This is a genomic window from Pseudomonas sp. 18-147 (assembly GCF_051048045.1).
Lineage (GTDB): Bacteria > Pseudomonadota > Gammaproteobacteria > Pseudomonadales > Pseudomonadaceae > Pseudomonas > Pseudomonas aeruginosa.
This window is the reverse complement of the sequence record NZ_CP182296.1, coordinates 5,301,840-5,325,136: the sequence shown is the minus strand read 5'-3', so window position 1 is coordinate 5,325,136 and position 23,297 is coordinate 5,301,840. Positions and strand designations below refer to the sequence as shown.

The following is a 23,297-nucleotide window of genomic DNA, read 5'->3' as shown; positions in this document are numbered from 1 at the left end:
CGCGGACCGTGCGCCCCGCTGGCGGCAGGGCTGTGGTCCTTGTTCTTCTAGGGCTTCACCGAGGTGGTGGCGAAGTTGTTGTTGCTCAACGGATTGATCACGTAGCCCTGCACCGTGTTCCGCCGGACGTTGAACAGCTTCGGGTAGGCCAGCGGTATCCATGGGGCCTGTTCGTGGAATACCACCTGGGCCTGCTCGTACAGTTTCGCCCGCTCGGCCGGATCGCTCACCTCGCGGGCCTTGCGCATCAGCGCCTCGAAGTCCTTGTCGCACCAGCGCGCCTGGTTTTCACCCGACTCGGCGGCGGCGCAGCTCAGGTTCGGGCTGAGGAAGTTGTCCGGGTCGCCGTTGTCGCCGGCCCAGCCAAGCAGCGACAGGTCGTGCTCGCCGGCCTTCGAACGCTTGAGCAGCTCGCCCCATTCCAGGGAACGGATGGTCAGCTGGATGCCGGCCTTGGCCAGGTCTGCCTGCAGCATCTGTGCCGCCAGGGCGGGGTTGGGGATGGTAGGCGAGGTGCCGTTGCGAATGAACAGGGTGATCCTGAGATTTTCCGCGCCGGCTTCCTTGAGCAGCGCCCTGGCGCGTTCGGGATCGTGCGGCCAGTCCTGGATCGAATGGTTGTAGCCGAGCAGGGTCGGGGGATAGGGACCGACCGCCGGACTGGCCGCGCCGGGGCCGAACACCGCGTCGAGCATGGCCTTCTTGTCCAGCGCGAGGTTGATCGCCTGGCGCACGCGCGGGTCGTCGAGCGGCTTGTGCTGGGTGTTGATGGCAATGTAGGTGGTCAGCAGGGCATCGATCTCGTCCACCGCCAGGTTCGGGTCCTGCTTCAGGCGCGGCACGTCCTCCGGTTTCGGGTACAGCGAGACCTGGCACTCGCCGGCACGGACCTTCTGCATGCGCACGTTGGGATCGAGGGTAATGGCGAACACCAGGTTGTCGATCGGCGGCTTGCCGGCGTAGTAGTCCGGGTTCGCCGTATAGCGGACCTGGGCGTCCTTGGCGTAGCGCTTGAAGACGAACGGCCCGGTGCCGATCGGCTGGTTGTTCAGCTGGCCCTGCTTGCCGGCGGCGAGCAACTGGTCGCCGTACTCGGCGGAATAGATGGACGCGAAGGGCATCGCCATATCGCGCAGGAACGGCGCTTCGGGACGGTTGAGGACGAAGCGCACGGTGAGCTCGTCGACCTTTTCCACCGACTTGATCAGCTCGCCCATGCCCATCGCGTCGAAGTAGGCGTAGCCGCGCAGCGCCGAGGCATGCCAGGGATGCTTCGGATCGAGGGCGCGCTGGAAGGTCCACAGCACATCATCGGCATTCAGGCTCCGGGTCGGCTTGAAGTAGTCGGTGGTATGGAATTTCACGCCGGGGCGCAGGTGGAAGGTATAGCTCAGTCCGTCGGCGCTGACGTCCCAGCGCTCGGCCAGCCCCGGGATCACCTCGGTGGTGCCGGGGCGGAAGGCGAGCAGGCGGTTGAACACGGTTTCCGCGGAGGCGTCGGCGGTCACCGCGCCGGTGTACTGGACGATGTCGAAGCCTTCCGGGCTGGCCTCGGTGCAGACCACCAGGTTCTTCGCCTGGGCCGCGCCGGCGGCGCATAGCGCCAGGGCCAGGGGCAGGTGTCGGAGCAACGGATGGAGCATGGGGTCCTCCTCGTGGGCCCCGTCGCCGGGGCCGCCGGTTGTCGCAGGTTTACAGCAGGTTGAAGGGGAAGGTGCTGACCAGGCGCAGTTCGTTGACGCTGCCGTCGACCTGGTTCTGGCTGGCCTTGTGCATCATGTAGGTGAGCTTGAAGGTGCTGTCCTTGATCGGCCCGTTCTGCACCTTGTAGGCCGCCATCAGGCCCAGCTCGTGGTGCTTCTCGCCGTCCTGGGCGCGCACCTCGGCGTAGTTGCCGTAGGCACCGTTGCGATCGCCGTCGTAGTGGGTGCCGTCGATGTCCCAGCCCTTCACGTACCACACGCCGGTGCTCAGGCCGGGGACCCCGTAGTAGCTCCAGTCGGTCTCGTAGCGGATCTGCGCGGACTTCTCGTTGGGGCTGTTGTAGTCGGCCAGCATCGAGTTGGCCAGGAAGATCGCCGAGGTCTCGTGCACGTAGTCGAAGTATTCGTTGCCGTCGACCTGCTGGTAGGCCAGGGTCAGGGCGTGGGCGCGATGGCCGAGAGTGAAGGCCAGGCTCCAGGTGTCGTTGTCGATGTAGCCGGCCTCGCGCGCGCCGGTGTCGCCGGTGTGGTAGCCGTTGAAGGCGGTGCGCAGGGCGATGCCGTTCTCGAGGTCGCCGATGTCGTGGGTCACGCCCAGGTAGTACTGGTTCCAGACGTCCTGGAAATGCGAGCCATAGAGGGAGATTTCCAGCCCGTCGAGCGGCTTGTAGTTGCCGCCCAGGTAGTTCAGGCGGTCGCCCTTGACCTGGCGGGTGCCGTACTCGGTGGTCATGTCCTCGTCGCCGGAACCGGTCCGCGGGCTGACCTTGCGGAAGCTGCCGGCCTGCAGGCTGAGGTTGTCCAGCTCCTCGCTGGTCACGGCGAAGCCGGTGAAGCTGGAGGGCAGGGCACGGTTGTCGATATAGCTGAACACTGGAGTGTTGACCAGGAAGCGACCGGCCTTGAATTCGGTATTCGAGGCGCGCAGGCGGATGTTGGCGACGCCCAGCTTGGACCACTCGCCGATCGCCTCGCCATCGCTGTTCGCCAGGGTCCGGTTGCCACCGCCGCCGATGCGGCCCTTGCCGCGCTCCAGGGCGATCTCGTTGAAGGCTGCGACGTCGAAGCCGAAGCCGATGCTGCCCTGGGTGTAGCCCGAGCTGTACTTGAGCACCGTGCCCTGGACCCAGGCGTTGCGCTGGTGGATGCGCTGGGAGCCGCCGCCGGCCTTGGGAATGCGGAAGGTGAAGCTGTCCTTCATGTTTTCCCGCGAGTAGAAGTTGCGGGTGGTCAGGGTCAGGCTCTGCCCCTCGAACAGCCCGCTGGCGCCGGCCTGGCCCTTGATCGGTTTCTCCACGCTGGGGATGCTCTGCACCTGGGCGGCGTAGCTGGGATTGTCCGGGGTCGGCGGGGTTGCCTGCTCGTCCGCCGCCCAGCCTGGCGCGGCCGATGCCATCAAGGCCAGTCCCAGCGTCGCGCCGGTCACTCGTTGGTATCTCATCACCTGATTGCTCCCTTTATTGTTGTCATGGCACCTGTTTTACCCACCAGGTTTGCGCCGGTTTCGCCCGCGCCTGGGCGCGGCGGTCGAATACGGCGAGGCGAGCGCTCCTGGCGGAACGCGCGCAGCGCCGTTCTGGAACACGGGCAGGAAAAGCAAAGAAATGAAGTACGGGTCGTGCCGTTCTTCTGCACCCCGGTCGTTTCACGACCGGGGTGGCGTCGGCATCAGGGCTGGTTGGCTACGCCATAGAAGGCGTTCCGCGAGAAGGGGCTGATCTTGAAGTCATGCACCGACTTGTTCATCGGCTGGTACACGGTGGAGTGGGCGATCGGGGTGATCGGCACCTGCTCCTTGAGGATGTGCTGGGCCTGCTTGTACAGCTCGCTGCGTTTGTCCTGGTCGGAGACCCGCTTGGCAGCCTTGACCAGCTTGTCGTAGGCCGCGTCGCACCATTTCGATACGTTGTTGCCGTTGATCGAGTCGCAGCCGTAGAGGGTCGCCAGCCAGTTGTCCGGATCGCCGTTGTCGCCGGTCCAGCCGAACAGCATGGCGTCATGCTCGCCGGCATGGGCGCGCTTGATGTACTCGCCCCATTCGTAGCTGACGATCCTGGCCTTGATGCCGATCTTCGCCCAGTCGGCCTGGATCATCTCCGCCATCAGCTTGGCGTTGGGGTTGTAGGGACGCTGCACCGGCATCGCCCACAGGGTGATCTCGGTGCCCTCGGCGACGCCGGCCTTCTTCAGCAGTTCCCGGGCCTTGGCCGGATCGAACGGGGCGTCCTTGATGGTTTCGTCATAGGACCACTGGGTCGGCGGCATGCCGTTCACCGCCAGTTGCCCGGCACCCTGGTAGACGGCGTCGATGATGGCCTGCTTGTTCACCGCCATGTCCAGCGCCTGGCGTACTTCGAGCTGGTCGAACGGCTTGTGGGTGACGTTGTAGGCGATGTAGCCGAGGTTGAAGCCTGGCTGCGAGGGCACCTTCAGGTTCGCCGCTTCCTGCAGGGCCTTGAGATCGGCGGGGCGTGGGTTGAGGGTGATCTGGCACTCGCCGGCCTTGAGCTTCTGCGCGCGCACCGCGGCGTCGGTGTTGATCGAGAAGATCAGGTTGTCGATCTTCACGTCTTCGGGTTTCCAGTAGTCCTTGTTGCCCTTGAAGCGGATCTGCGCATCCTTCTGGTAGCGGCTCAGGATGAAAGGCCCGGTGCCGATCGGCTTCTGGTTGATCTGCTGTGGCTTGCCGGCCTCGAGCAACTGCCCGGCGTACTCGGCGGACTGGATCGAGGCGACGTCCATCGCCAGGTTCTGGATGAAGGCGGCGTCGACCTCGTTGAGGGTGAACTTCACCCTGTGCTCGTCGAGCTTCTCGACCCTGGCGATGTTCTTGTCCAGGCCCATGTCGGTGAAGTAGGGAAACTCGGTGGGGTAGGCCTTGCGGAACGGATGATTCTTGTCGAGCATGCGCTGGAAGGTGAACAGCACGTCGTCGGCGTTGAATTCGCGGGTCGGCTTGAAGTAGTCGGTGCTGTGGAACTTCACACCCTTGCGCAGGTGGAAGGTGTAGGTCTTGCCGTCGTCGCCGATGTCCCAGCTTTCCGCCAGGGCCGGGATCGCCCGGGTGCCGCCGCGCTCGAACTGGACGAGGCGGTTGAACAGGGTGACCGAGGTCGCGTCGTAGTCGGTGCCGGTGGTGTACTGGGCGGGATCGAAGCCGGCCGGGCTGCCCTCCGAGCAGAACACCAGGTTGCTGGCGGCGTGGGAGAACGGGGAGCCGAGGATCAGACCGGCTGCCAGCCAGGCCCGAAGGGGAAGGATCTTACGCATGCAAACCTCATTTTTTCTTTTTCTAAGGGCATCGTCTGAGGATCGGCCTTATGGGCCATGGCAACTCTCGCCTTTCCATGGATGGCGGGTGACAGCCATGGACCCTGTGCGGCGACAGCGATCGTCCGTTTGTTGTTGGTCGACGATTCGCTGATGCCGAAATTAAGTCATGCTGAAATTGTGGTCAACGAAAATTAAGCACGACTAACATTTCTCTTGCGAAAACGTTTGCCTGACAGGATGGGAAGGTGCGCTACGGACTGGCTCAGGGCGTCGGATGGTCGTCGAACAGGCCCATGGTGGTGATGGTCAGGACTTCCGCCACATCGCTGCCGACGTTGGCCAGGCAATGGGTCTTGGTCGCGTCGAAGTGCACCGAGTCGCCGGCGCCGAGGGGGTACTGGCGCCCCTCGATGGTGTAGACGATCTGCCCGGACAGGACGTAGGAGAACTCGGCGCCTTCATGGGAGATCAGCTCCGACTGGTAGCCCACCGGCATGTTCATCTTGACCGCATTGATCAGGTTGCCGGGGAAGGAGCTGGACAGGCGTTCGTAGGCCAGCGGCTGGCCCTCGATGGTGTAGCGTACCCGCTCGCCTTCGTGGGAGTCGGGCTGGGGTTGTGCCGGTTGGTCGAACAGGGCATTGAGCGGGATATTCAGCGACTTGGCGATGTTGGCCAGGGAAGAGATCGATACACCGGTGAGGTTGCGCTCCGCCTGGGAGAGGAAGCTCGCGGTGAGACCGGATTCGCTGGCGACTTGGTGCAGGGTCTTCTTGGCGGCGCGGCGATAGCGACGCAGGCGTTCGCCGATGCGGTCTACGGTCATTGGGGAGACTCTTGTTGAAAGGCGCAGTATACCCAGCGCGGGGCGTCAATAAAGTCTGACAGATGAACTACCCGAACCCCTATTTTTTAAGTGTGACTGAAAATTTGTTTTGACCTGAATTTAAGCTCGACTTAAATTTCAGCCCGGTCCAGACGAGGAGAACAACAAATGACCGTGGGTGTTGGCGGGAGTACCCCTGCGCAGGCGCTGGAGCGTCTGCGGAACATGATGGACGGCGCGCAGCCGATCGGCCTGGCGTCTTACCGTGCGCGAATCGCCGCGGCCCAGGCGTGGATGGGCGAGCATGGCATCGCCGCGGCGTACCTGCATGCAGGCAGCAACCTGCGTTACTTCAGCGGCGTGCAATGGCACCCCAGTGAACGCCTGGTGGGGGCTCTACTGCCCGCCGAGGGCGCCCTCGAATACCTTGCGCCGGCCTTCGAGGAAGGTACGGTGCGCGACTTCCAGGTGGTCGATGGCGCCATCCACACCTGGGAGGAACACCAGGATCCCTATCGCCTGCTGCTCGATCGCCTGGAGGCGCTCGGCGTGGGCGAGCGCAGCACGGTCGCACTGTGTCCGAGCCTGCCGTTCGGCATGTTCGAGCGCTTGCGCCAACAGGCGCCGGGCAGGAACTTCGTCAGCGCCGCGCCGCTGATCGACCAGGGACGGATGCGCAAGTCGGCCGAGGAGCTGGCGCTGATGCAGCGGGCCAAGGACATGACCCTGGAAGTGCAGAAGGCCGCGGCGAGCATTCTTCGCGAAGGCATCAGCACCACCGAAGTCGCCGAGTTCATCCACCAGGCGCACCGCAAGGTGGGCGCGCCCGGTTCGACCTTCTGCATCGTCCTGTTCGGTGCCGCCAGTGCCTTCCCGCATGGGGTGAAGCATGCGCAGGTGCTGAAGGATGGCGACATGGTGCTGATCGATACCGGCTGCCAGGTCCACGGCTACCAGTCGGATATCACCCGCAGCTATGTGTTCGGCACGCCTAGCGCACGCCAGCGCGAATTCTGGGGGATGGAGCGCGACGCCCAACTGGCGGCCTTCGAGGCCGCGCGTCTGGGCCAGCCCTGCGAGGCGGTGGACGCCGCCGCGCGGCGTTCGCTGGAGGCCAACGGCCTGGGGCCGGACTACCGCCTGCCTGGCCTGCCGCACCGCACCGGGCATGGCATCGGCATGGACGTCCACGAAGGCCCGTACCTGGTGCGTGGCGATCGCACGCCGCTGGATGTCGGCATGTGCTTCAGCAACGAACCGATGATCTGCGTGCCCGGCGAGTTCGGCATTCGCCTGGAGGATCACTTCTACATGACGAAGGAAGGACCGCGCTGGTTCACCCAACCGAGCCCGTCCATCGACGATCCCTTCGGCCTCGGCGGCTGATCCGGCCGAACAATAACGCCGCACGCGGGAAGGCAAGGACCAGGGCTTCCCGCGTGCGGCGCAGCGATCAGTCCAGCTTCACCCGCGAAAAGTCCCGCGCCGACATCGGGCTCATGCGGTAGCCGCTGACGTTCTTGCGTTGCGCGTCGAACATCAAAGGATGCGCCAGCGGCAACCAGGGCATCTGCTCGTGGAAGATCCGCTGCGCTTCCTTGTACAGCGCTACCCGTTGGCTCTCGTCGTTGCTCATGCGCGCCTTGCGGATGGCTTCGTCGAAGCCCTTGTCGCACCAGCGCGCGCGATTTTCCCCGGACTCCACCGAGGCGCAGCCGAGGTTGTGGGTGAGGAAGTTGTCCGGGTCGCCGTTATCGCCGATCCAGCTGTAGAGCATCATGTCGTGTTCGCCGGCCTTGGTGCGCTTGACCATCTCGCCCCACTCGAACTGGCGGATGTTCACCCGGATGCCGATGGCGGCCAGGTCGGACTGGATCAGTTGCGCCACTCGCGCCGGGTTGCCGCCGGGGCCGCTGCCGGTGCTGATGTAGAGGTTCAGGGGTGTGTCCGGGGTGACGCCGGCTTCCTTCAGCAGGGCCTTGGCCCGTTCGGGGTCGTAGGGCCAGTCGCGGATGCTGTCGTCGTAGCCGAGCAGCATCGGCGGGTAGGGGCCGATGGCCGGGCGGGCCTGGTCGCCGAAGACGATCTTCAGGTAGGACGACTTGTTGAAGCCCATGGCGATCGCCCGGCGCACGCGCGGGTCGTCGAACGGTTCGTGCCGGGTGTTGATCGCGGCGTGTGAGGTGATCATCGCCGCTTCTTCCAGCACCGTCAGTTGCGGGTCCTGGCGTAACGCGGCGACGTCTTCGGGCTTGGGCGTCAGGGCGATCTGGCATTCGTTGCGGCGCAGGCGCTGCACGCGCACGTTGGGGTCGAGGGTGATCGCCAGCACCAGGTGGTCGATGGCCGGCTTGCCCTTCCAGTAGTCGGGGTTGGCTGCGTAGCGCACCTGGGCATCCTTGCGGTAGCGGGTGAAGACGAACGGGCCGGTGCCGATCGGCTTGCTGTTGAGTTCGTCGCCCTTGCCCCTGGCGATCAACTGGCCGGCATATTCGGCGGAGAGGATCGAGCCGAACGGCATGGCCAGGTCGGCAAGGAACGGCGCCTCCGGGTGCTTGAGGACGAAGCGCACCTGATGTTCGTCGATCTTCTCGATGCGCTCGATGATGTCGCGCAGTTGCATGGCGTCGGCGTAGGGGTAGCCGCTGGGCGAAAGGTCGTGGGCGGGGTGCTGCGGATCGAGCATGCGCTGGAAGCTGAACAGCACGTCGTCGGCGTCGAATTCGCGGGTTGGCTTGAAGTAGTCGGTGCTGTGGAATTTCACGCCTTGGCGCAGGCGGAAGGTGTAGACGAGGCCGTCAGCGGAGACGTCCCAGCTTTCCGCCAGGGCCGGGATCACCGTGGCGCTGCCCGGAGCGAACGCGGCCAGCGCGTTGTACAGCGGATGGGCTGAGGCGTCGAAGGTGTAGCCGGAGGTATAGCGGGCCGGATCGAACCCTTCCGGCGCCGCTTCGGTGCACACCGCCAGGGTCTTCGGCTGGGCCTGGATGGCGGCGCTGGCGGCGAGGGCGAGCAGCAGCAGGCTGTAGCGCAGGGCAGAGCGTGGTCGCATGGATGACTCCTCTGGAGTGGGACGGCCGGGTCGGCCGCCCCGGGGAGAGGCGCCGCCTCGCTCGTGGCGGGGCGGCGCGGCTGGCAGGCGAAGCTACTTGCCGACGCTGACCTCGTAGAACGAGTTCAGGCCGAAGGGACTGATCCTGAAGTCGTGTACCGTCTTGCGCATCGGCTGGTACACGGTGGAGTGGGCGATCGGGGTGATCGGCACCTGTTCCTTGAGGATGTGCTGGGCCTGCTTGTACAGCTCGGTGCGCTTGCCCTGGTCGGTGGTGCGCTTGGCATCCTTGACCAGCTTGTCGTAGCCGGCGTCGCACCATTTGGAGAAGTTGTTGCCGTCCACCGCGTCGCAGCCGTAGAGGGTGCCGAGCCAGTTGTCCGGGTCGCCGTTGTCGCCGCTCCAGCCGATCAGCATGGCGTCATGCTCGCCGCCCTTGGCGCGCTTGATGTATTCGCCCCATTCGTAGGTGACGATCTTCGCCTTGATACCGATCTTCGCCCAATCGTTCTGCAGCATTTCCGCCATCAGCTTGGCGTTGGGGTTGTAGGGGCGTTGTACCGGCATGGCCCACAGGGTGATCTCGGTGCCCTCGGCGACGCCGGCCTTCTTCAGCAGCTCCCTGGCCTTGGCCGGATCGTAGGGCGCGTCCTTGATGGTCTCGTCGTAGGACCACTGGGTCGGTGGCATGCCGTTGCTCGCCAACTGGCCGGCGCCCTGGTAGACGGCGTCGATGATGGCCTTCTTGTTCACCGCCATGTCCAGCGCCTGGCGTACTTCCAGCTTGTCGAACGGCTTGTGGGTGACGTTGTAGGCGATGTAGCCGAGGTTGAAGCCGGCCTGCGACGGCAGGTTCAGGTTCGGGTCCTTCTTCAGCGCGTCGAGGTCGGCGGGGCGCGGGTTGAGGGTGATCTGGCACTCGCCGGCCTTGAGCTTCTGCGCGCGCACCGAGGCGTCGGTGTTGATGGCGAAGATCAGGTTGTCGACCTTCACCTCGTCCGGCTTCCAGTAGTCCTTGTTGCCCTTGAAGCGGATCTGCGCATCCTTCTGGTAGCGGCTGAACACGAACGGGCCGGTGCCGATCGGCTTCTGGTTGATGTCGCTGGCCTTGCCCTGCTTGAGCAGTTGCGCGGCGTATTCGGCGGACTGGATCGATGGGAAGGGCATCGCCAGGTTCTGGATGAAGGCCGCGTCGACCTCGTTGAGGGTGAACTTCACCGTATGCTCGTCGAGCTTCTCGACCCTGGCGATGTTCTTGTCCAGGCCCATGTCGGTGAAGTAGGGAAACTCGGTGGGGTAGGCCTTGCGGAACGGATGATCCTTGTCGAGCATGCGTTCGAAGGTGAACAGCACGTCGTCGGCATTGAATTCGCGGGTCGGCTTGAAGTAGTCGGTGCTGTGGAACTTCACGCCCTTGCGCAGGTGGAAGGTATAGGTCTTGCCGTCGTCGCTGACGTCCCAGCTTTCCGCGAGGCCGGGAAGGACCTTGGTGCCGCCGCGCTCGAACTGGGTCAGGCGGTTGAAGACGGTTTCCGCCGCGGCGTCGAAATCGGTACCGGTGGTGTACTGGGCGGGATCGAAGCCGGCCGGGCTGCCTTCCGAGCAGAAGATCAGGTTGCTGGCGAAGGCCTGGGGAACGGCGGCGACCAGCGCTGCGCCGAGCAGCGAGGGCATGATCGCGGAGCGGATGACGGCGTTTCTACGCATGGAGTGACCTCTGGTTATTTTGATTGTCTGCGAGGGACAGCCTCGTGAGCTGTCTTGCGCGAAGCTATGCAGGGCATGTGCCGGCCGCAAGCGTCGAGGTCGGTTCAGTGTAGATGTTGTTATCCGTTTGAAAGGGAATGTCGCATTTTCGAATTTGCGCAAACGCGACGCAGGCCGCGTTTGCTGCGCGAGAGACAGTGGAAACGCAAGAGGCAGCCCGGAGGCTGCCTCTTGTGGTGCGCGCCGACCGGATCAGGGCATCTGCACCTCGATCACACCGTCGGCGTTGACCGTGACCTGGCTGGTCCCGGCCTCGATCTCCGGTGCCTGGGCGCCACCGAAGCTGGCGTCGGCCTTCATCGCCGCCATCCGCATCACCGGGTACGGGCGCGGTGCGCCGGCGCTGTTCACGCTCAGGCTGACCAGCTTGTAGCCCTTGCCGCCGAGCGCCTCGGTGAGCAACTGGGCGCGCTCCTTGAACGCGTCCACGGCGCCTTTCATCAATTGGTCCTCGTTCTTCTTGCGGGTCGCATCGGCGATGCTGAAGTCCATGCCGCCCATCTTCAGCTTGCCCAGCAGGTCGGCGGAAAGCTGGCCGAGGGCGGCGAAGTCGGAGCTTTCCAGGCGCAGCTCGGCGCGCTCGCGCCAGCCGGTGATCTTCTGGCCCTTGTCGTCGTAGACCGGATAGCTGTTGCGACTGCCCAGGCTGATGGTCACGCCCTTGACCTTGCGCGCGTCGGCGACGGCGGCGTTGAGGACGCTGGTGGTCTCGGCGGCGAGCTTGGCCGGATCGCTGCCCTGGTTTTCGCTGTAGAGGGTGACCTGCATCAGGTCGTGGGCCACCTGCTGGCTGACTTCGGCGTGCAGCGAGACCTGGTTGTAGCGCGGCGCTTCCTCGGCGACGGCCGAGAGGCTGGCGGCGCAGAGGGTGACGGCGGCGGCCAGGCGGGAAATCGCAGACATTGGGCAACTCCTTGTACTAAGGCTGAATTCACACTGTAGAGCATCGTTCCGGCAGGCGTGGCAAACACGCCTATACGCCAGTCTTGGACCATGAGACGAAGGCTTTTCCCGGAACGGGTTAGGCGATTTCGGAAAAAACGTGAAATTTACTGATCTGAGCCCTGACAGCGCTCGGCGAAACAGGGCAGGATGGCGACCTGCGAGGTTTCTGAGTCACTTTGCCGCAGAGTTGCCGACAGCGTCTTGGCTATACTCGCGCTTATTCCGGAAGAAAACATGCGCGCACCGGTTTTCCTGCTCTCCGCCAGTCGCCAGAACCTTGGCCGTCTGCTCCTCATCCGTATTCTCGTGCTGGCCGCGCAGGCCGGCTCGGTGGGTTTCGCCTGGCTCTCCGACCTGTTGCCGCTGCCGTGGCTGGCGCTCGGCCTGACCCTTGGCCTGTCCGCCTGCCTGATTCTGTTCACCGCGCTGCGCCTGCGCGCGCCGTGGCCGGTGACCGACCAGGAGTACGCGGTACAACTGGCCTGCGACCTGATCATCCACAGCACCTTGCTGTATTACTCGGGCGGCTCGACCAACCCCTTCGTCTCCTATTACCTGGTACCGCTGACCATCGCCGCTGCGACCCTGCCCTGGATCTACTCCATGGTGCTCTCCGGCCTGGCCCTGACCGGCTACACCCTGCTGCTGATCTGGTACCACCCGCTGCACCTGCAGGCGGTTCAGCACGAGGCGATGCTGATCAACCTGCACCTGTTCGGCATGTGGCTGAACTTCGCCCTGTCGGCGGCCTTCATCACCTTCTTCGTGGTGAAGATGTCCGAGGCGCTGCGCTGGCAGGCGCACATGCAGGCCGAGCGGCGCGAGGAAAGCATGCGCGACCAGCAGTTGCTCGCGGTGGCCACCCAGGCGGCCGGTGCCGCGCACGAACTGGGTACGCCGCTGGCGACCATGAGCGTGCTGCTCAACGAGCTGCGCCAGGAGCGCCCGCAGGACCCGACCCTGCAGGAAGACCTGGCATTGCTCCAGGAACAGGTCAAGCAGTGCAAGCACACCCTCCAGCAACTGGTACGGGCGGCCGAGGCCGACCGTCGTCAGGCGATCGAGGAGCAAAGCGCCGCGGAATGGCTGGAATCGGTGCTGCGCCGCTGGCACCTGATGCGTCCGGAGGCTTCCTACCGCTACCAGTGCCTGGGCCTCGGCTCCGCGCCGCGCCTGACCCCGCCGACCGACCTCAGCCAGGCTCTGCTGAACCTGCTGAACAATGCGGCGGACGCCTGTCCCGACGACCTCGACATCCGCCTGGACTGGGACAGCAGCAGTATCTGCCTGAGTATCCGCGACCACGGCGTCGGGGTGCCCCTGGCGATCGCCGAACAGATCGGCAAACCGTTCTTCACCACCAAGGGCAAGGGCTTCGGCCTCGGCCTGTTTCTCAGTCAGGCCAGCGTGACCCGCGCTGGTGGAACGGTGAAGTTGTATAACCACGAAGATGGCGGCACTCTGACCGAACTGCGCTTGCCGCGCAGCTACGGAATGGCTTGAGTGATCCGTCTGAGAGGCCCTGCCTATGTCTGAAGAGCTGCTCTTCGAAGGGGAAGAACAACCCCATCTCCTGCTGGTGGACGACGATCCCACCTTTACCCGGGTCCTGGCGCGGGCCATGAGCCGTCGCGGCCTGCGGGTCAGCACCGCCGGCTCCGCCGAGGAAGGCCTGGCGCTGGCCCAGCAGGACACGCCGGACTATGCCGTGCTCGACCTGAAGATGGAAGGCGACTCCGGCCTGGTGCTGCTGCCGAAGCTGCTGGAGCTGCACGCGGACATGCGGGTGGTGATCCTCACCGGCTATTCCAGCATCGCCACCGCGGTGGAGGCGATCAAGCGCGGCGCCTGCAACTACCTGTGCAAGCCGGCGGATGCCGATGACGTGTTGGCCGCGCTGCTCTCCGAGCACGCCGACCTGGACACCCTGGTGCCGGAAAACCCGATGTCGGTGGATCGCCTGCAATGGGAGCACATCCAGCGCGTGCTCGCCGAGCACGAGGGCAACATCTCCGCCACCGCCCGCGCCCTGGGCATGCATCGACGGACCTTGCAGCGCAAGCTGCAGAAGCGGCCGGTACGGCGCTGAAGCGTAAATGACAACGGGGGCGCCGCATGGCGCCCCCTATACTTTCCGCTTTCCGTCGAATCGCGGTGGATTTCGCACATTCCGCCGGTCGCCGGGGATATCCAGCGGACAGCGCAATCGTTAAGATGCAGCTTTCATGAATCGCACGACCAGGGATTGATCATGCGTATCTTCGGTTCGAGTGCCGGCTGCCTGTCGGTGCTGTTCGGACTGGCCTTCGGGCTGCCTGCACTAGCCGAGCCTTCGGTGGACCTGGATGGTCCGACGGCAGGCTGGCGCTATTCCGGCCTGCTCGAGCAGCCCGATGCCCCGCGTGTCGCCTATCCGACTCCGCCCATCGATCGCGGCGGCCAGCGCGGCCGCAGCCTGATCGAAGGACACCTGCGCGAACTGGTCGGCACCGAGCGCGCCCAGCGCCTGGTGGTCAACGGCAATCCTCTCCCTCTCTATACCGACGGCGCCGGGCGCTTCGTCCGCCCCTATGCGTTCGGCCACGGCTCCAACGGCGTCCAGGTCGGCAGCGCCGACGGCAAGATCCTCAAGCGCGTACAGTTCTACGAGGCCAATCGCTCCCAACTGCCGCCGCGCGTGCGCGTGGTGCTGGGTTGGGACGATCCGAAGGCCGAGCTCGACCTGCATATCGTCACCCCCGATGGCCAGCAAGCCTACTGGGCGCATCCGCGCCTGAGCAACAGCGGCGGCCTCGATCCGGACGGCGTCGACGGGCCCGGCCCGGAGATGTTCACCATGGGCGCGCCGCTGCACGGCACCTACCTGATCTACGTGAACTACTGGGGCAACCTCAACAACCAGGGCTACAACTTCCAGGCCGGCAGCAACGTACAGGACGTGATCACCGCGCAGGTCAACCTGGTGTTCAACGAAAACAGCGTCGACGAGAAGCACGAGACCTTCGTCGTGCCCCTGCGCACCATCGGCGACCTGGTGCTGGTCAAGACCTTTACCTACTGAAGCATCCCCTCGTACGGATGACACGGGATTAGCGAACCATGAGCGAGAACAACACCCCCAGCCCTGCCAACGGAACCCCTGTGCCCGCCGCTGCGCGCACCCGAAGCGCCCTGTGGCCGGTGCTGGGGATCGTCGCCGCGCTGGCCGCCGGCGGTGTGCTGGCCTGGCAGATGGGCTGGCTGGAGCGGCTCGGCGGAGGGCGCCCGGCCGAAGAGGACCTCGGCCAGCCGATCGGCGCCCAGGCACCCGCGGACGCCGACGCGCCGCGTGCCTACCGTGACCTGCGCAAGCCCGACGCGCTGATCGAGAGCGTGTCGCTGAGCCGCCTGCCGAAGGAAATCCTCGAGGTGCCGTTGCTGCGCGATACCCTGACCGAGGACTTCGTCTTCTATTACGAGAACAATGGCGACCGCCTCGGCCTGACCGGTACGTTGCGGCGGATCATCTACGAGCACGACCTGACCCTGAAGGACAGCCTGGTCGAGGAACTGCTCGACCAACCGGCCCAGGTCGCCCTCTGGCGCGGCGCCGACGGCCGCCTGCGCGACTTCGTGGTGGTGCTCAAGCGCGGCGGCCTGGCGCGGGTGCTCGAGCCGCTGGCCCATATCGCCGCCGACGACCAGCAGTTGCGCAAGGTCGGCGAGCTGGCGGGAACCTCGGTCTATCGCCTGCGCTACGGCAACGACAAGGCGATGCTGTTCCTGTCCAAGGGCGACCGGCTGTTGTTGCTGTCGAACCCACGGATGCTCTTCGACGATGGTGGCGAAAGCGACGACAGCCCGCTGAACGCTCCGGCCAGCGAAGACCTGGAGGCACTGCTCGACGGCGACGAACTGTTCCCCGAGCGCTTCGGCCTGCCGGGCCGCGGCGAGCTGCGCCAGCGCATCACCCTCAATGCCAGCGTCCTGGCCATGGGCTACCAGCGCTTCATCCCGAGCTTCGCCGGGGTGCGCTTCGAGAAGGGCGAGCAGGGCTGGAGCAGCTACCTGGCGCTGAACGAGGTGGAACGCCAGCCGCCGCTGGACTTCGCCCCGGTCTGGCAGGCCATGCCGATGGGCGCCAGCGCCTGCGTGGCGCTGCCGGTCACCCCTGGCCTGTACGGGGTGATGCTGGAGCGTCTGGGGGCCGAGCAGAAGATGGCCCAGGCCTTCTCCGAGCATCTCAGCGGCGCTGCCGGTCTCTGCTGGTACGCCAGTTCGCGGCTGCATTCGCCGCTGCTGGTGGGCCAGTTGGGCGCGCCGGCCAGTGCCGAACTCGACGACGAGCTGGGCAAGCTGTTCGGTCGCGTGATCGGCGCGAAGGAAGCCAAGGTCGAGGGTGGCAGCTTCCCGGTGGAAGACCGGGTGGATGGCCAGACCCGCCGCTGGACCCGCCAGGTCAGCTCGAACTTCGGCGCCTATCCGGCCAGCCAGGCGGACAACCCGGAGAGTATCAGCGGCCGCGCGTTCTTCCGCATCGGCATGGCGCGCCATGGCCAGACCCTGCTGTTCTCCCTCGACGACCAGTTGCTCGGCAAGGCCCTGGACACCCTCGACAAACGCTATCCGCCGCTCGCCGAGGTGTTGCCGAAGGATGCGCTGGTACCGGCCTACCTGGCGCCGCAGCCGCTCTCCGAACTGCTGCAACGGGAAACCCTCGACAGCCTGCCGCAGGACATGGAGCCGGTATTCCGCAATGCCGCCGACACCTACCTGATGCCGCGCCTGAAAACCCTCGCCGGCAAGGGCAGCTACGCCCTCGGGCTGCCTGCCGGAAGCCAGGCCAACGCACCGTGGCAATGGCTGCCGCTGGAATGGCGGTCGCTGTGAGACGTCTGACTGCCTTCGGCCTGGCGCTGCTCCTGCTGGCCAGCGGCGTTGCCCGCGGCGAGCCCGCGGTAACGCTCGACCCGCAGCAATCGCAGGTATTCCGCGCCTGGTTCGTGCGCATCGCCCAGGAACAGTTGCGCCAAGGGCCGAGTCCGCGCTGGCACCAGCAGGACTGCGCCGGCCTGGTGCGCTTCGCCGCCAACGAGGCGCTGAAAGTCCACGATGGCAAGTGGCTGCGCGCCAACGGCCTGTCCAACCGCTACCTGCCCCCGGAGCTGGCGCTCAGTCCCGAGCAACGGCGCCTGGCGCAGAACTGGCAGCAGGGTGGCGGCCAGGTCGGGCCCTACGTGAATGCGATCAAGCTGGTGCAGTTCAACAGCCGGCTGGTCGGTCGCGACCTCAACCAGGCGCGCCCCGGCGACCTGATGTTCTACGACCAGGGCGACGACCAGCACCTGATGATCTGGATGGGCCGCTCCATCGCCTATCACACCGGCAGCAGCACCCCGACCGATAACGGTATGCGCTCGGTCAGCCTGCAACAACTCATGACATGGAAGGACACCCGATGGATCCCCGACGAATCCAATCCCAACTTTATCGGCATCTATCGGCTGGCTTTCCTCTCTCAATGAATCGCGTCCCAGTGAAGACCACAGCAATGAGCAACCTGCGCCGTTTCAGCCGTAGCCTGGCGGTCGCCGCCCTGGTCCTGCTGCCGTTCGCCGCCGTCCAGGCGGAAGACACGGTGGAACCGAGCGGCTACACGCCGATGGCCGGCGAATCCTTCTTCCTGCTCGCCGACAGCAGCTTCGCCACCGACGAGGAAGCGCGGGTCCGTCTCGAAGCGCCCGGCCGCGACTACCGGCGCTACCGCATGGAGCCCTATGGTGGGGTCGACGTGCGCCTGTACCGGATCGAACAGCCGCTGGAGTTCCTCAAGCGGCAGAAGAACCTGCACCGGGTCCTGGCCGAGGGACAGTTCAAGGGCGAAGGCCTGTCGAACACCCTGGCCTATCTCTGGGACAACTGGTATCGCAAGTCGCGCCGGGTGATGCAGCGCGCCTTCTCCTACGAGTCGCGGCAACAGGTCACCGAGGCGGTGCCCGAGCTGAAGATGGGCAACGCCATGACCGCGCCGACGCCCTACGACGCGCAGCCGCAATACGCGCCGATTCCCGGCCTGCCGCTGGTCAGCCAGTTCCGCTATCCGCTGTGGGACGCCAAGCCCATCGAGCCGCCGCAGGACGTCAAGCTGGCCGGTTCCTCCAGCGAGTTCATCAACGTCGTGCCGGGCAATGTCTACATCCCGCTGGGCAAGCTGAAGCCGGGCCTGTACCTGGTCGAGGCGCTTGTCGGCAAGTACCGCGCCACCACCGTGGTGTTCGTCTCCAACAGCGTGGCGGTGAGCAAGGTCGCCGGCGACGAGCTGCTGGTCTGGACCGCACGCAAGCACGAAGGCACCCCGGTGCCCGACACCAAGGTGCTGTGGACCGACGGCCTGGGCGTGATGAGCAGCGGCAATACCGACGCCGACGGCCTGCTGCGGCTCAAGCACGCCAGTCCGGAGCGCTCCTACGTGATCGGCGAGGACCGCGAGGGCGGGGTCTTCGTCTCCGAGAACTTCTATTACGACAGCGAGATCTACGACACCAAGATCTACGCCTTCACCGACCGCCCGCTGTATCGGCCAGGCGACTGGGTCTCGTTGAAGATGGTCGGCCGCGAGTTCAAGGACGCCCGGCAATCCCAGGCCGCCGCCAGCGCGCCGGTGCGCCTGAGCGTGATCGACGCCAGCGGCACGGTATTGCAAAGCCTGGACCTCCGCTTCGACGCGAAGAGCGGCGCCAATGGCCGCTTCCAACTGCCGGAGAACGCCGTCGCCGGCGGCTACGAGTTGCGCTTCGACTACCGCGGGCAGACCTACAGCAGCGCCTTCCGCGTCGCCGAATACATCAAGCCGCACTTCGAAGTCGCCCTCGACCTGGCCAAGCCGGACTTCAAGACCGCCGAGCCGGTGAAGGGCGAGATCGTCCTGCTCTATCCGGACGGCAAGCCGGTGGCCAACGCGCGCCTGCAACTGAGCCTGCGCGCCCAGCAGTTGTCGATGGTGGACAACGAACTGCAGTATCTCGGCCAGTTCCCGGTGGAACTGAGCAGCACCGAACTGACCACCGACGGCAAGGGCCGCGCCGCCATCGAATTGCCGCCGGCCGAGAAACCCAGTCGCTACATGCTGACCATCTTCGCCAGCGACGGCGCCGCCTACCGGGTCAAGACCAGCAAGGAGATCCTCATCGAGCGCGGCGCCGCGCGCTACCGCCTGAGCGCGCCGCAGCGCTTCAGCGCCGCCAGCGAGAAGGTCGAGTTCAGCTATGCCAGCGAACAGCCGACCCCGCTCAAGCCGAGCAGCTACCAGTGGATCCGCCTGGAGGACCGCGCCACCGATAGCGGTCCGGTCGCCGACGGCCGCTTCGCGCTGACCTTCGAGCGCCCCGGTACCTATTCCGTGGAGCTGCGCGACGACAAGGGCCAGCTCCTTGGCGCTACCGGCCACTCGGTGAGCGGCGAGGGCGTGAAGTCGGTGCCGGGCACCGTCGAGGTGGTGTTCGACAAGCCCGAGTACCGCACCGGCGAGGAAGCCTCCGCACTGATCACCTTCCCCGAGCCGGTGGAGGATGCACTGTTGTCCCTGGAGCGCGACAAGGTCGAGGCCACCGCCCTGCTGTCCAAGGGCGCCGACTGGCTGCGCCTGGAAAAGCTCAATCCGACCCAGTACCGCGTGCGGATCCCGGTGCGCGAGGAGTTCTCGCCGAACCTGACCTTCTCGGTGCTCTACACCAAGGGCGGCGACTACAGCTTCCAGAACGCCGGGATCAAGGTCGGCATGCCCCAGGTGGAGATCGACATCGCCACCGACAAGGAGCGCTACGAACCGGGCGAGACGGTGACCGTGACCCTGGCCACGCGCTTCGCCGGCAAACCGGTTTCCAGCCACCTGACCGTCAGCGTGGTGGATGAGATGGTCTATGCCCTGCAGGCGGAGATCGCCCCCGGCATCGACCAGTTCTTCTACCATCCGCGGCGCAACAACGTGCGCACCAGCGCCAGCCTGGCCTTCATCAGCTACGACGTGGCGTTGCCCGGCAGCACCAGCGCACCCGGACGGGCGAACCGCAGCGAGCGCGGCGTCAAGGTACTGGAGCGGCCGCGCCGCGAGGACGTCGACACCGCCGCCTGGCAGCCGGAGCTGGTCACCGACGCCCAGGGCAAGGCCAGCTTCAGCTTCCGCATGCCCGACTCGCTGACCCGCTGGCGGATCACCGCACGGGCCATCGACGACAACGGCCAGGTCGGCCAGAAGAAGCAGTTCCTTCGCTCGGAGAAGCCGCTGTACCTGAAATGGAGCGGGCCGACCCGCTTCCGCCAGGGTGACCAGCCCGACCTCGGCCTGTTCGTCTTCAACCAGGGCGAACAGCCGGTCAAGGCCGAGCTGCTCAGCGGGCCGCCTGGCAGCCAGCGCAGCCAGACCCTGGAGCTGGCCAAGGGAGTCAACTACATTCCGCTGGCGCAACAGCCGCTCAGCGATGGCGACTGGAGCGCCGAGCTGCGCCAGGACGGGCAGGTCCGCGACCGCCTGGCGGTGCGCTTCAACCTGCTGGCCGACGGCTGGCAGGTGGAGCAGGCGCAGAACCTCAGCCTGGCGGCGGCGAGCAACCCGTTGCAACTGCCGGCGGACGCCCGCGACGTACGCCTGCGCCTGGCCGATGGCCCGGCCGCGGCCTACCTGGGCAATCTCGATGATCTGCTGGAGTATCCCTACGGCGGCGTCGAGCAGACCGCCAGCCAACTGCTGCCGCTGAGCATCGCCTATCCGGCGCTGGCCGGCGGCGAGCCGCGGATTCGCGACCGCCTGCGCCTGATCATGCAGAACAGTCGCCTGCGCCTGGTGCAGATGGCTGGCCCGGACGCCTGGTTCGCCTGGTGGGGCGGCGACGTCGATGGCGACGCTTTCCTCACCGCCTACGCCTACTACGCCGATTGGTACGCCAGCCGCGCACTGGAGATCCAACTGCCGGCCGAACACTGGCAGCGCATCCTCGAGCCCTACGCCAAGCAGGCGACGCAGACCCCGCTGCTGCAGCGCGCGCTGATCCTGGCTTTCGCCCGCGACATGCAGTTGCCGGTGAACACCCTGCTCGGCGGCCTGCTCAACGATCTGGCCAACGCCGGCGAAGGGCAGGCGCGCGCGGAGCCGCTGGAGGCCGACGACGGCCTGGTGCTGGGCGACCCGGACTCGGCCGTCGGCCTGGCCGCGGCGCGAGTGCTGGCGGTGGACCTTGCACGGCAACTGCGGGTTGCGGTGCCCGCGCCGCTGGCCGCCCAGGCCGAGACGGCGACGCAGCGCCTGCGTGAGGCCGGCTTGCCGTTCACCGATGCCTTGCTGGCCTCTCGCTCGGCCGTGGACGGCCAGCAGGCCAGCGCTCTGCTGCAACGCCTGGCGCCGGCGCAATCGACCCTGGAACGCGCCCTGGCCCTGACCTGGCTGCAGGGCGCCCTGGCCCAGGCGCCGCAGGGCAAGCTGCCGCAGCCGCCGAAGGACTGGCAGGCGCAGCGCGGCGCCAGCGGCGAAACCTACTGGCAATGGCGCGGCCGCGGCATTCCGAGCTGGGTCGACCTGGACGAGGCGCCGGCCCGGCCGTTGCCGGTTGCGCTCAGCTACCGCAGCGCCCAGGCGCCGAGCGGGCAACTGCCGGTGCAGATCAGCCGTCGCCTGCTGCGCCTGGTGCCCGGCGAGGGGGCGTTCGAGTTCAAGGTCGAGGAGGTCGGCGACAAGCCGCTTTCCAGCGACGAACTGTATCTCGACGAAGTGACCCTGAACGTTCCGGAAGACACCGCTCTACGCTACGGCATGCTGGAACTGCCGCTGCCGCCCGGCGCGGATGTCGAGCGCACCACCTGGGGCATCAAGATCAGCGGCCTGGCCGGCGACGAGGCGACCACCCTGGAGCGCGCGCGCAACGAACCGGGCGAGCTGTTCTACGGGGTGCCGGTGGATAGCCTGAGTGGCGAGCAGCGTTTCCGTCACCTGGTGCGTTTCTCCCAGAAAGGCAGCTTCAACCTGCCACCGGCCCGCTACCTGCGTCTCTACGCGCCGGAACAGCAGGCCCTGGAAGCCAAGCCGGCGCTGGCCAAGGTCAAGGTCGAGTGATTGCGTTGCGCGCCTGGCTGGTCCTGCTGTGCGCCGTGCCGTTGCTGCTTCGCGCAGCGGAGGCGCCGGTCCAGCTGGCCTGGCGCACGACCCAGGGCTACGAACTGGTGAGCCTGGATCGCCAGCGGGTGCTCGAGCGCCGGCCGTTGCCGGCCGATTTGCAGGCTCCGCTGGGCAGCCTGTGGAAACTGTTCGTCTTCGCCTGGCTGAGCGACACCGGCCAGGCCGAGCCGCCCTATACCTGCCAGGGGCGCAGCCGCGAGGAGGTCTACTGCTGCGAGAATGGCCAGACGATCGGTCGTGACCGCGCCCTGGTGCGCTCCTGCGGGCTGTATTTCGAGCCGCAGCGCCTCGCCTTGCGGCCGGAGGCCTGGCGCGGCTACTGGCAGGCGCGCCAGGCACCGGCCTGGTTGCTCGATCTGGAACGGCTGCAACCGCAGACGCGGGTGCCGGTTAAGGAGCTTCTGGAGCAGTTGCAGCAACTGCCGGCCCAGGGCGAGGCGCGGCGGGTACTGCTCGATGTGGCGTTGCAGGCCGGCGACGGCCATGCCGTGGCCAGCCTTGGCGGCCGCCTGCGGGTGAAGACCTGGAGCTGGCTCGACGACCATGACCCGCAGGCGCGCCAGGGCGGTTTCGCTGGCTGGCTGGTCGATGGAACGCCGCTCTGGCTCGGCGGCCCGGGAACCAGCAAGATGATCCTGGACCGCTACGCCGAGGTGCTCGGGCGCTTCCTGCCGAGTCCGTGGCCGGCCGATCCGGGCCGTTGCGTGGAAGTGAACCTGTTCAGCCGCTATCCGCTGCGCTCGGTCAGCGATCCCTCCGGCCACCCGGCCGCCGAAGGCCTGCTGCATGGTCCGCAGCAAGTGCTCTTCGCCAACGGCAATCGACTGGACATCGCCAGCGCCGGCGACCTCTTCCTGCAACGGGTGGATGGCGTGCCGCGCCTGGTCGCGCGGGTTTCGCGCGAAGAGTACGTGGCGCGGGTGCTGGAGCGCGAAGCCTCGGCGCAGCCGAAGGAAGCCGCTCGCGCGCTGGCGGTGACCATTCGCACCTATCTATTGCAAAACGCCGCGCCGCGCGGCGAATGCCTGGCCATCGATGACAGCAGCCAGCGCCAGCGCGTGGCGCCGCGCCCGGCCAGCGCGCCAACGCGGCGGATCGCTGCCTGGAGCGCCGACCTGGTGCTGGCCGGGGCGACCGTCAACTATCACTCCGACCAGCCTGGTCCGGCGCGCCTGTCCTGGAAGCACGCGGTGGAGCAAGCCGGGCAGGGACTGGGCTACGACAGCATCCTCGCCCAGGCTTTCCCGCGCAGCAGCCTGAGCCGCTGGGACAACCCGGTGGCCGCCTGCCAGCCGTTGCCGGCTGCCGAAGACTGGCTGCGCAAGCAGCGCCGGCAGTGGCGCGAGCGCCTCGACCGAGAGCCCGGCTACGAGGAGATTCCGAGTTTTTCCGTGTGCCGCCTGGCTTCCGGGCGGCCCTATGTCGATCGCGAGCGCGAACGCATCTTCGTCCGCGGCCTGTATTCCCTACAGGAACGCCTGGACCTCACCCACGAATACCTGCACCTGGCCTTCCGCGCCCATCCCAGCGGCCAGGACGAAAACTATGTCGAAAGCCTGGCCCGGCGCCTGCTACTGGAATGACTCC

At 66.3% G+C, this 23,297-nt stretch carries 15 protein-coding genes; 8 read left to right on the top strand and 7 right to left on the bottom strand.

Features of this window, described 5'->3' with window-relative positions:
* Window positions 1-47: 47 nt before the first annotated feature.
* From ACM0M4_RS25270 to psdR, 4 genes are all read right to left on the bottom strand, one after another.
* On the bottom strand, window positions 48-1,643 hold the full coding sequence (locus ACM0M4_RS25270) for an ABC transporter substrate-binding protein (RefSeq protein ID WP_003094445.1): 1,596 nt from the start codon (window positions 1,641-1,643) through the stop codon (window positions 48-50).
* Window positions 1,644-1,692: 49 nt separating this feature from the next.
* Entirely contained in the window at window positions 1,693-3,147 is a 1,455-nt protein-coding gene (locus ACM0M4_RS25265) for an OprD family outer membrane porin (protein ID WP_003120938.1), read from the bottom strand.
* Window positions 3,148-3,371: 224 nt separating this feature from the next.
* The gene (locus tag ACM0M4_RS25260) at window positions 3,372-4,973 is read right to left on the bottom strand and encodes an ABC transporter substrate-binding protein (protein WP_003116233.1); all 1,602 of its coding nucleotides are present in this window, start codon (window positions 4,971-4,973) and stop codon (window positions 3,372-3,374) included.
* A 265-nt stretch (window positions 4,974-5,238) separates the two neighbouring features.
* Complete coding sequence (gene psdR / locus ACM0M4_RS25255; protein WP_003094433.1) at window positions 5,239-5,802, bottom strand: transcriptional regulator PsdR; 564 nt, start codon at window positions 5,800-5,802, stop codon at window positions 5,239-5,241.
* A gap of 168 nt (window positions 5,803-5,970) precedes the next feature.
* Here psdR and mdpA point away from each other — a divergent pair, with 168 nt between their 5' ends.
* Window positions 5,971-7,188 carry a metallopeptidase MdpA gene (mdpA, locus tag ACM0M4_RS25250; RefSeq protein WP_003107426.1) on the top strand — a complete coding sequence of 406 codons (1,218 nt, stop codon included), beginning with the start codon at window positions 5,971-5,973 and terminating at the stop codon, window positions 7,186-7,188.
* Between the two features lie 67 nt (window positions 7,189-7,255).
* On the opposite strand, the gene ACM0M4_RS25245 is transcribed toward mdpA, so the two are convergent.
* The 3 genes from ACM0M4_RS25245 to ACM0M4_RS25235 form a co-directional block, all read right to left on the bottom strand.
* The gene (locus ACM0M4_RS25245; protein ID WP_003112862.1) at window positions 7,256-8,854 is read right to left on the bottom strand and encodes an ABC transporter substrate-binding protein; all 1,599 of its coding nucleotides are present in this window, start codon (window positions 8,852-8,854) and stop codon (window positions 7,256-7,258) included.
* Between the two features lie 93 nt (window positions 8,855-8,947).
* On the bottom strand, window positions 8,948-10,561 hold the full coding sequence (locus tag ACM0M4_RS25240) for an ABC transporter substrate-binding protein (protein WP_003161454.1): 1,614 nt from the start codon (window positions 10,559-10,561) through the stop codon (window positions 8,948-8,950).
* A 252-nt stretch (window positions 10,562-10,813) separates the two neighbouring features.
* Window positions 10,814-11,524, bottom strand: coding sequence for an SIMPL domain-containing protein (locus ACM0M4_RS25235; protein WP_003094423.1), 711 nt, complete (start codon window positions 11,522-11,524; stop codon window positions 10,814-10,816).
* A 276-nt stretch (window positions 11,525-11,800) separates the two neighbouring features.
* Here ACM0M4_RS25235 and ACM0M4_RS25230 point away from each other — a divergent pair, with 276 nt between their 5' ends.
* From ACM0M4_RS25230 to ACM0M4_RS25200, 7 genes are all read left to right on the top strand, one after another.
* Window positions 11,801-13,069 carry an ATP-binding protein gene (locus tag ACM0M4_RS25230; RefSeq protein ID WP_003094421.1) on the top strand — a complete coding sequence of 423 codons (1,269 nt, stop codon included), beginning with the start codon at window positions 11,801-11,803 and terminating at the stop codon, window positions 13,067-13,069.
* A 25-nt stretch (window positions 13,070-13,094) separates the two neighbouring features.
* Window positions 13,095-13,655: a response regulator transcription factor gene (locus ACM0M4_RS25225; protein ID WP_003106283.1), complete on the top strand. Its 561-nt coding sequence runs from the start codon at window positions 13,095-13,097 to the stop codon at window positions 13,653-13,655.
* A gap of 162 nt (window positions 13,656-13,817) precedes the next feature.
* Window positions 13,818-14,627: a YfaP family protein gene (locus tag ACM0M4_RS25220; RefSeq protein ID WP_031672828.1), complete on the top strand. Its 810-nt coding sequence runs from the start codon at window positions 13,818-13,820 to the stop codon at window positions 14,625-14,627.
* Window positions 14,628-14,665: 38 nt separating this feature from the next.
* Window positions 14,666-16,435 (top strand): DUF2138 domain-containing protein, encoded by a 1,770-nt coding sequence (locus ACM0M4_RS25215; protein ID WP_031672830.1) that lies wholly within the window; start codon window positions 14,666-14,668, stop codon window positions 16,433-16,435.
* A complete protein-coding gene (locus ACM0M4_RS25210) occupies window positions 16,432-17,070 on the top strand; it encodes a DUF1175 domain-containing protein (RefSeq protein ID WP_003112865.1) in 639 nt (212 codons plus the stop codon). Before ACM0M4_RS25215 ends, ACM0M4_RS25210 begins: the two co-directional genes overlap by 4 nt.
* A 26-nt stretch (window positions 17,071-17,096) precedes the next feature.
* A complete protein-coding gene (magD, locus tag ACM0M4_RS25205; RefSeq protein WP_031672831.1) occupies window positions 17,097-21,647 on the top strand; it encodes an alpha-2-macroglobulin MagD in 4,551 nt (1,516 codons plus the stop codon).
* On the top strand, window positions 21,644-23,293 hold the full coding sequence (locus tag ACM0M4_RS25200; protein ID WP_003106536.1) for a YfaQ family protein: 1,650 nt from the start codon (window positions 21,644-21,646) through the stop codon (window positions 23,291-23,293). The genes magD and ACM0M4_RS25200 overlap by 4 nt, the downstream gene beginning before the upstream one ends.
* Window positions 23,294-23,297: the final 4 nt, after the last annotated feature.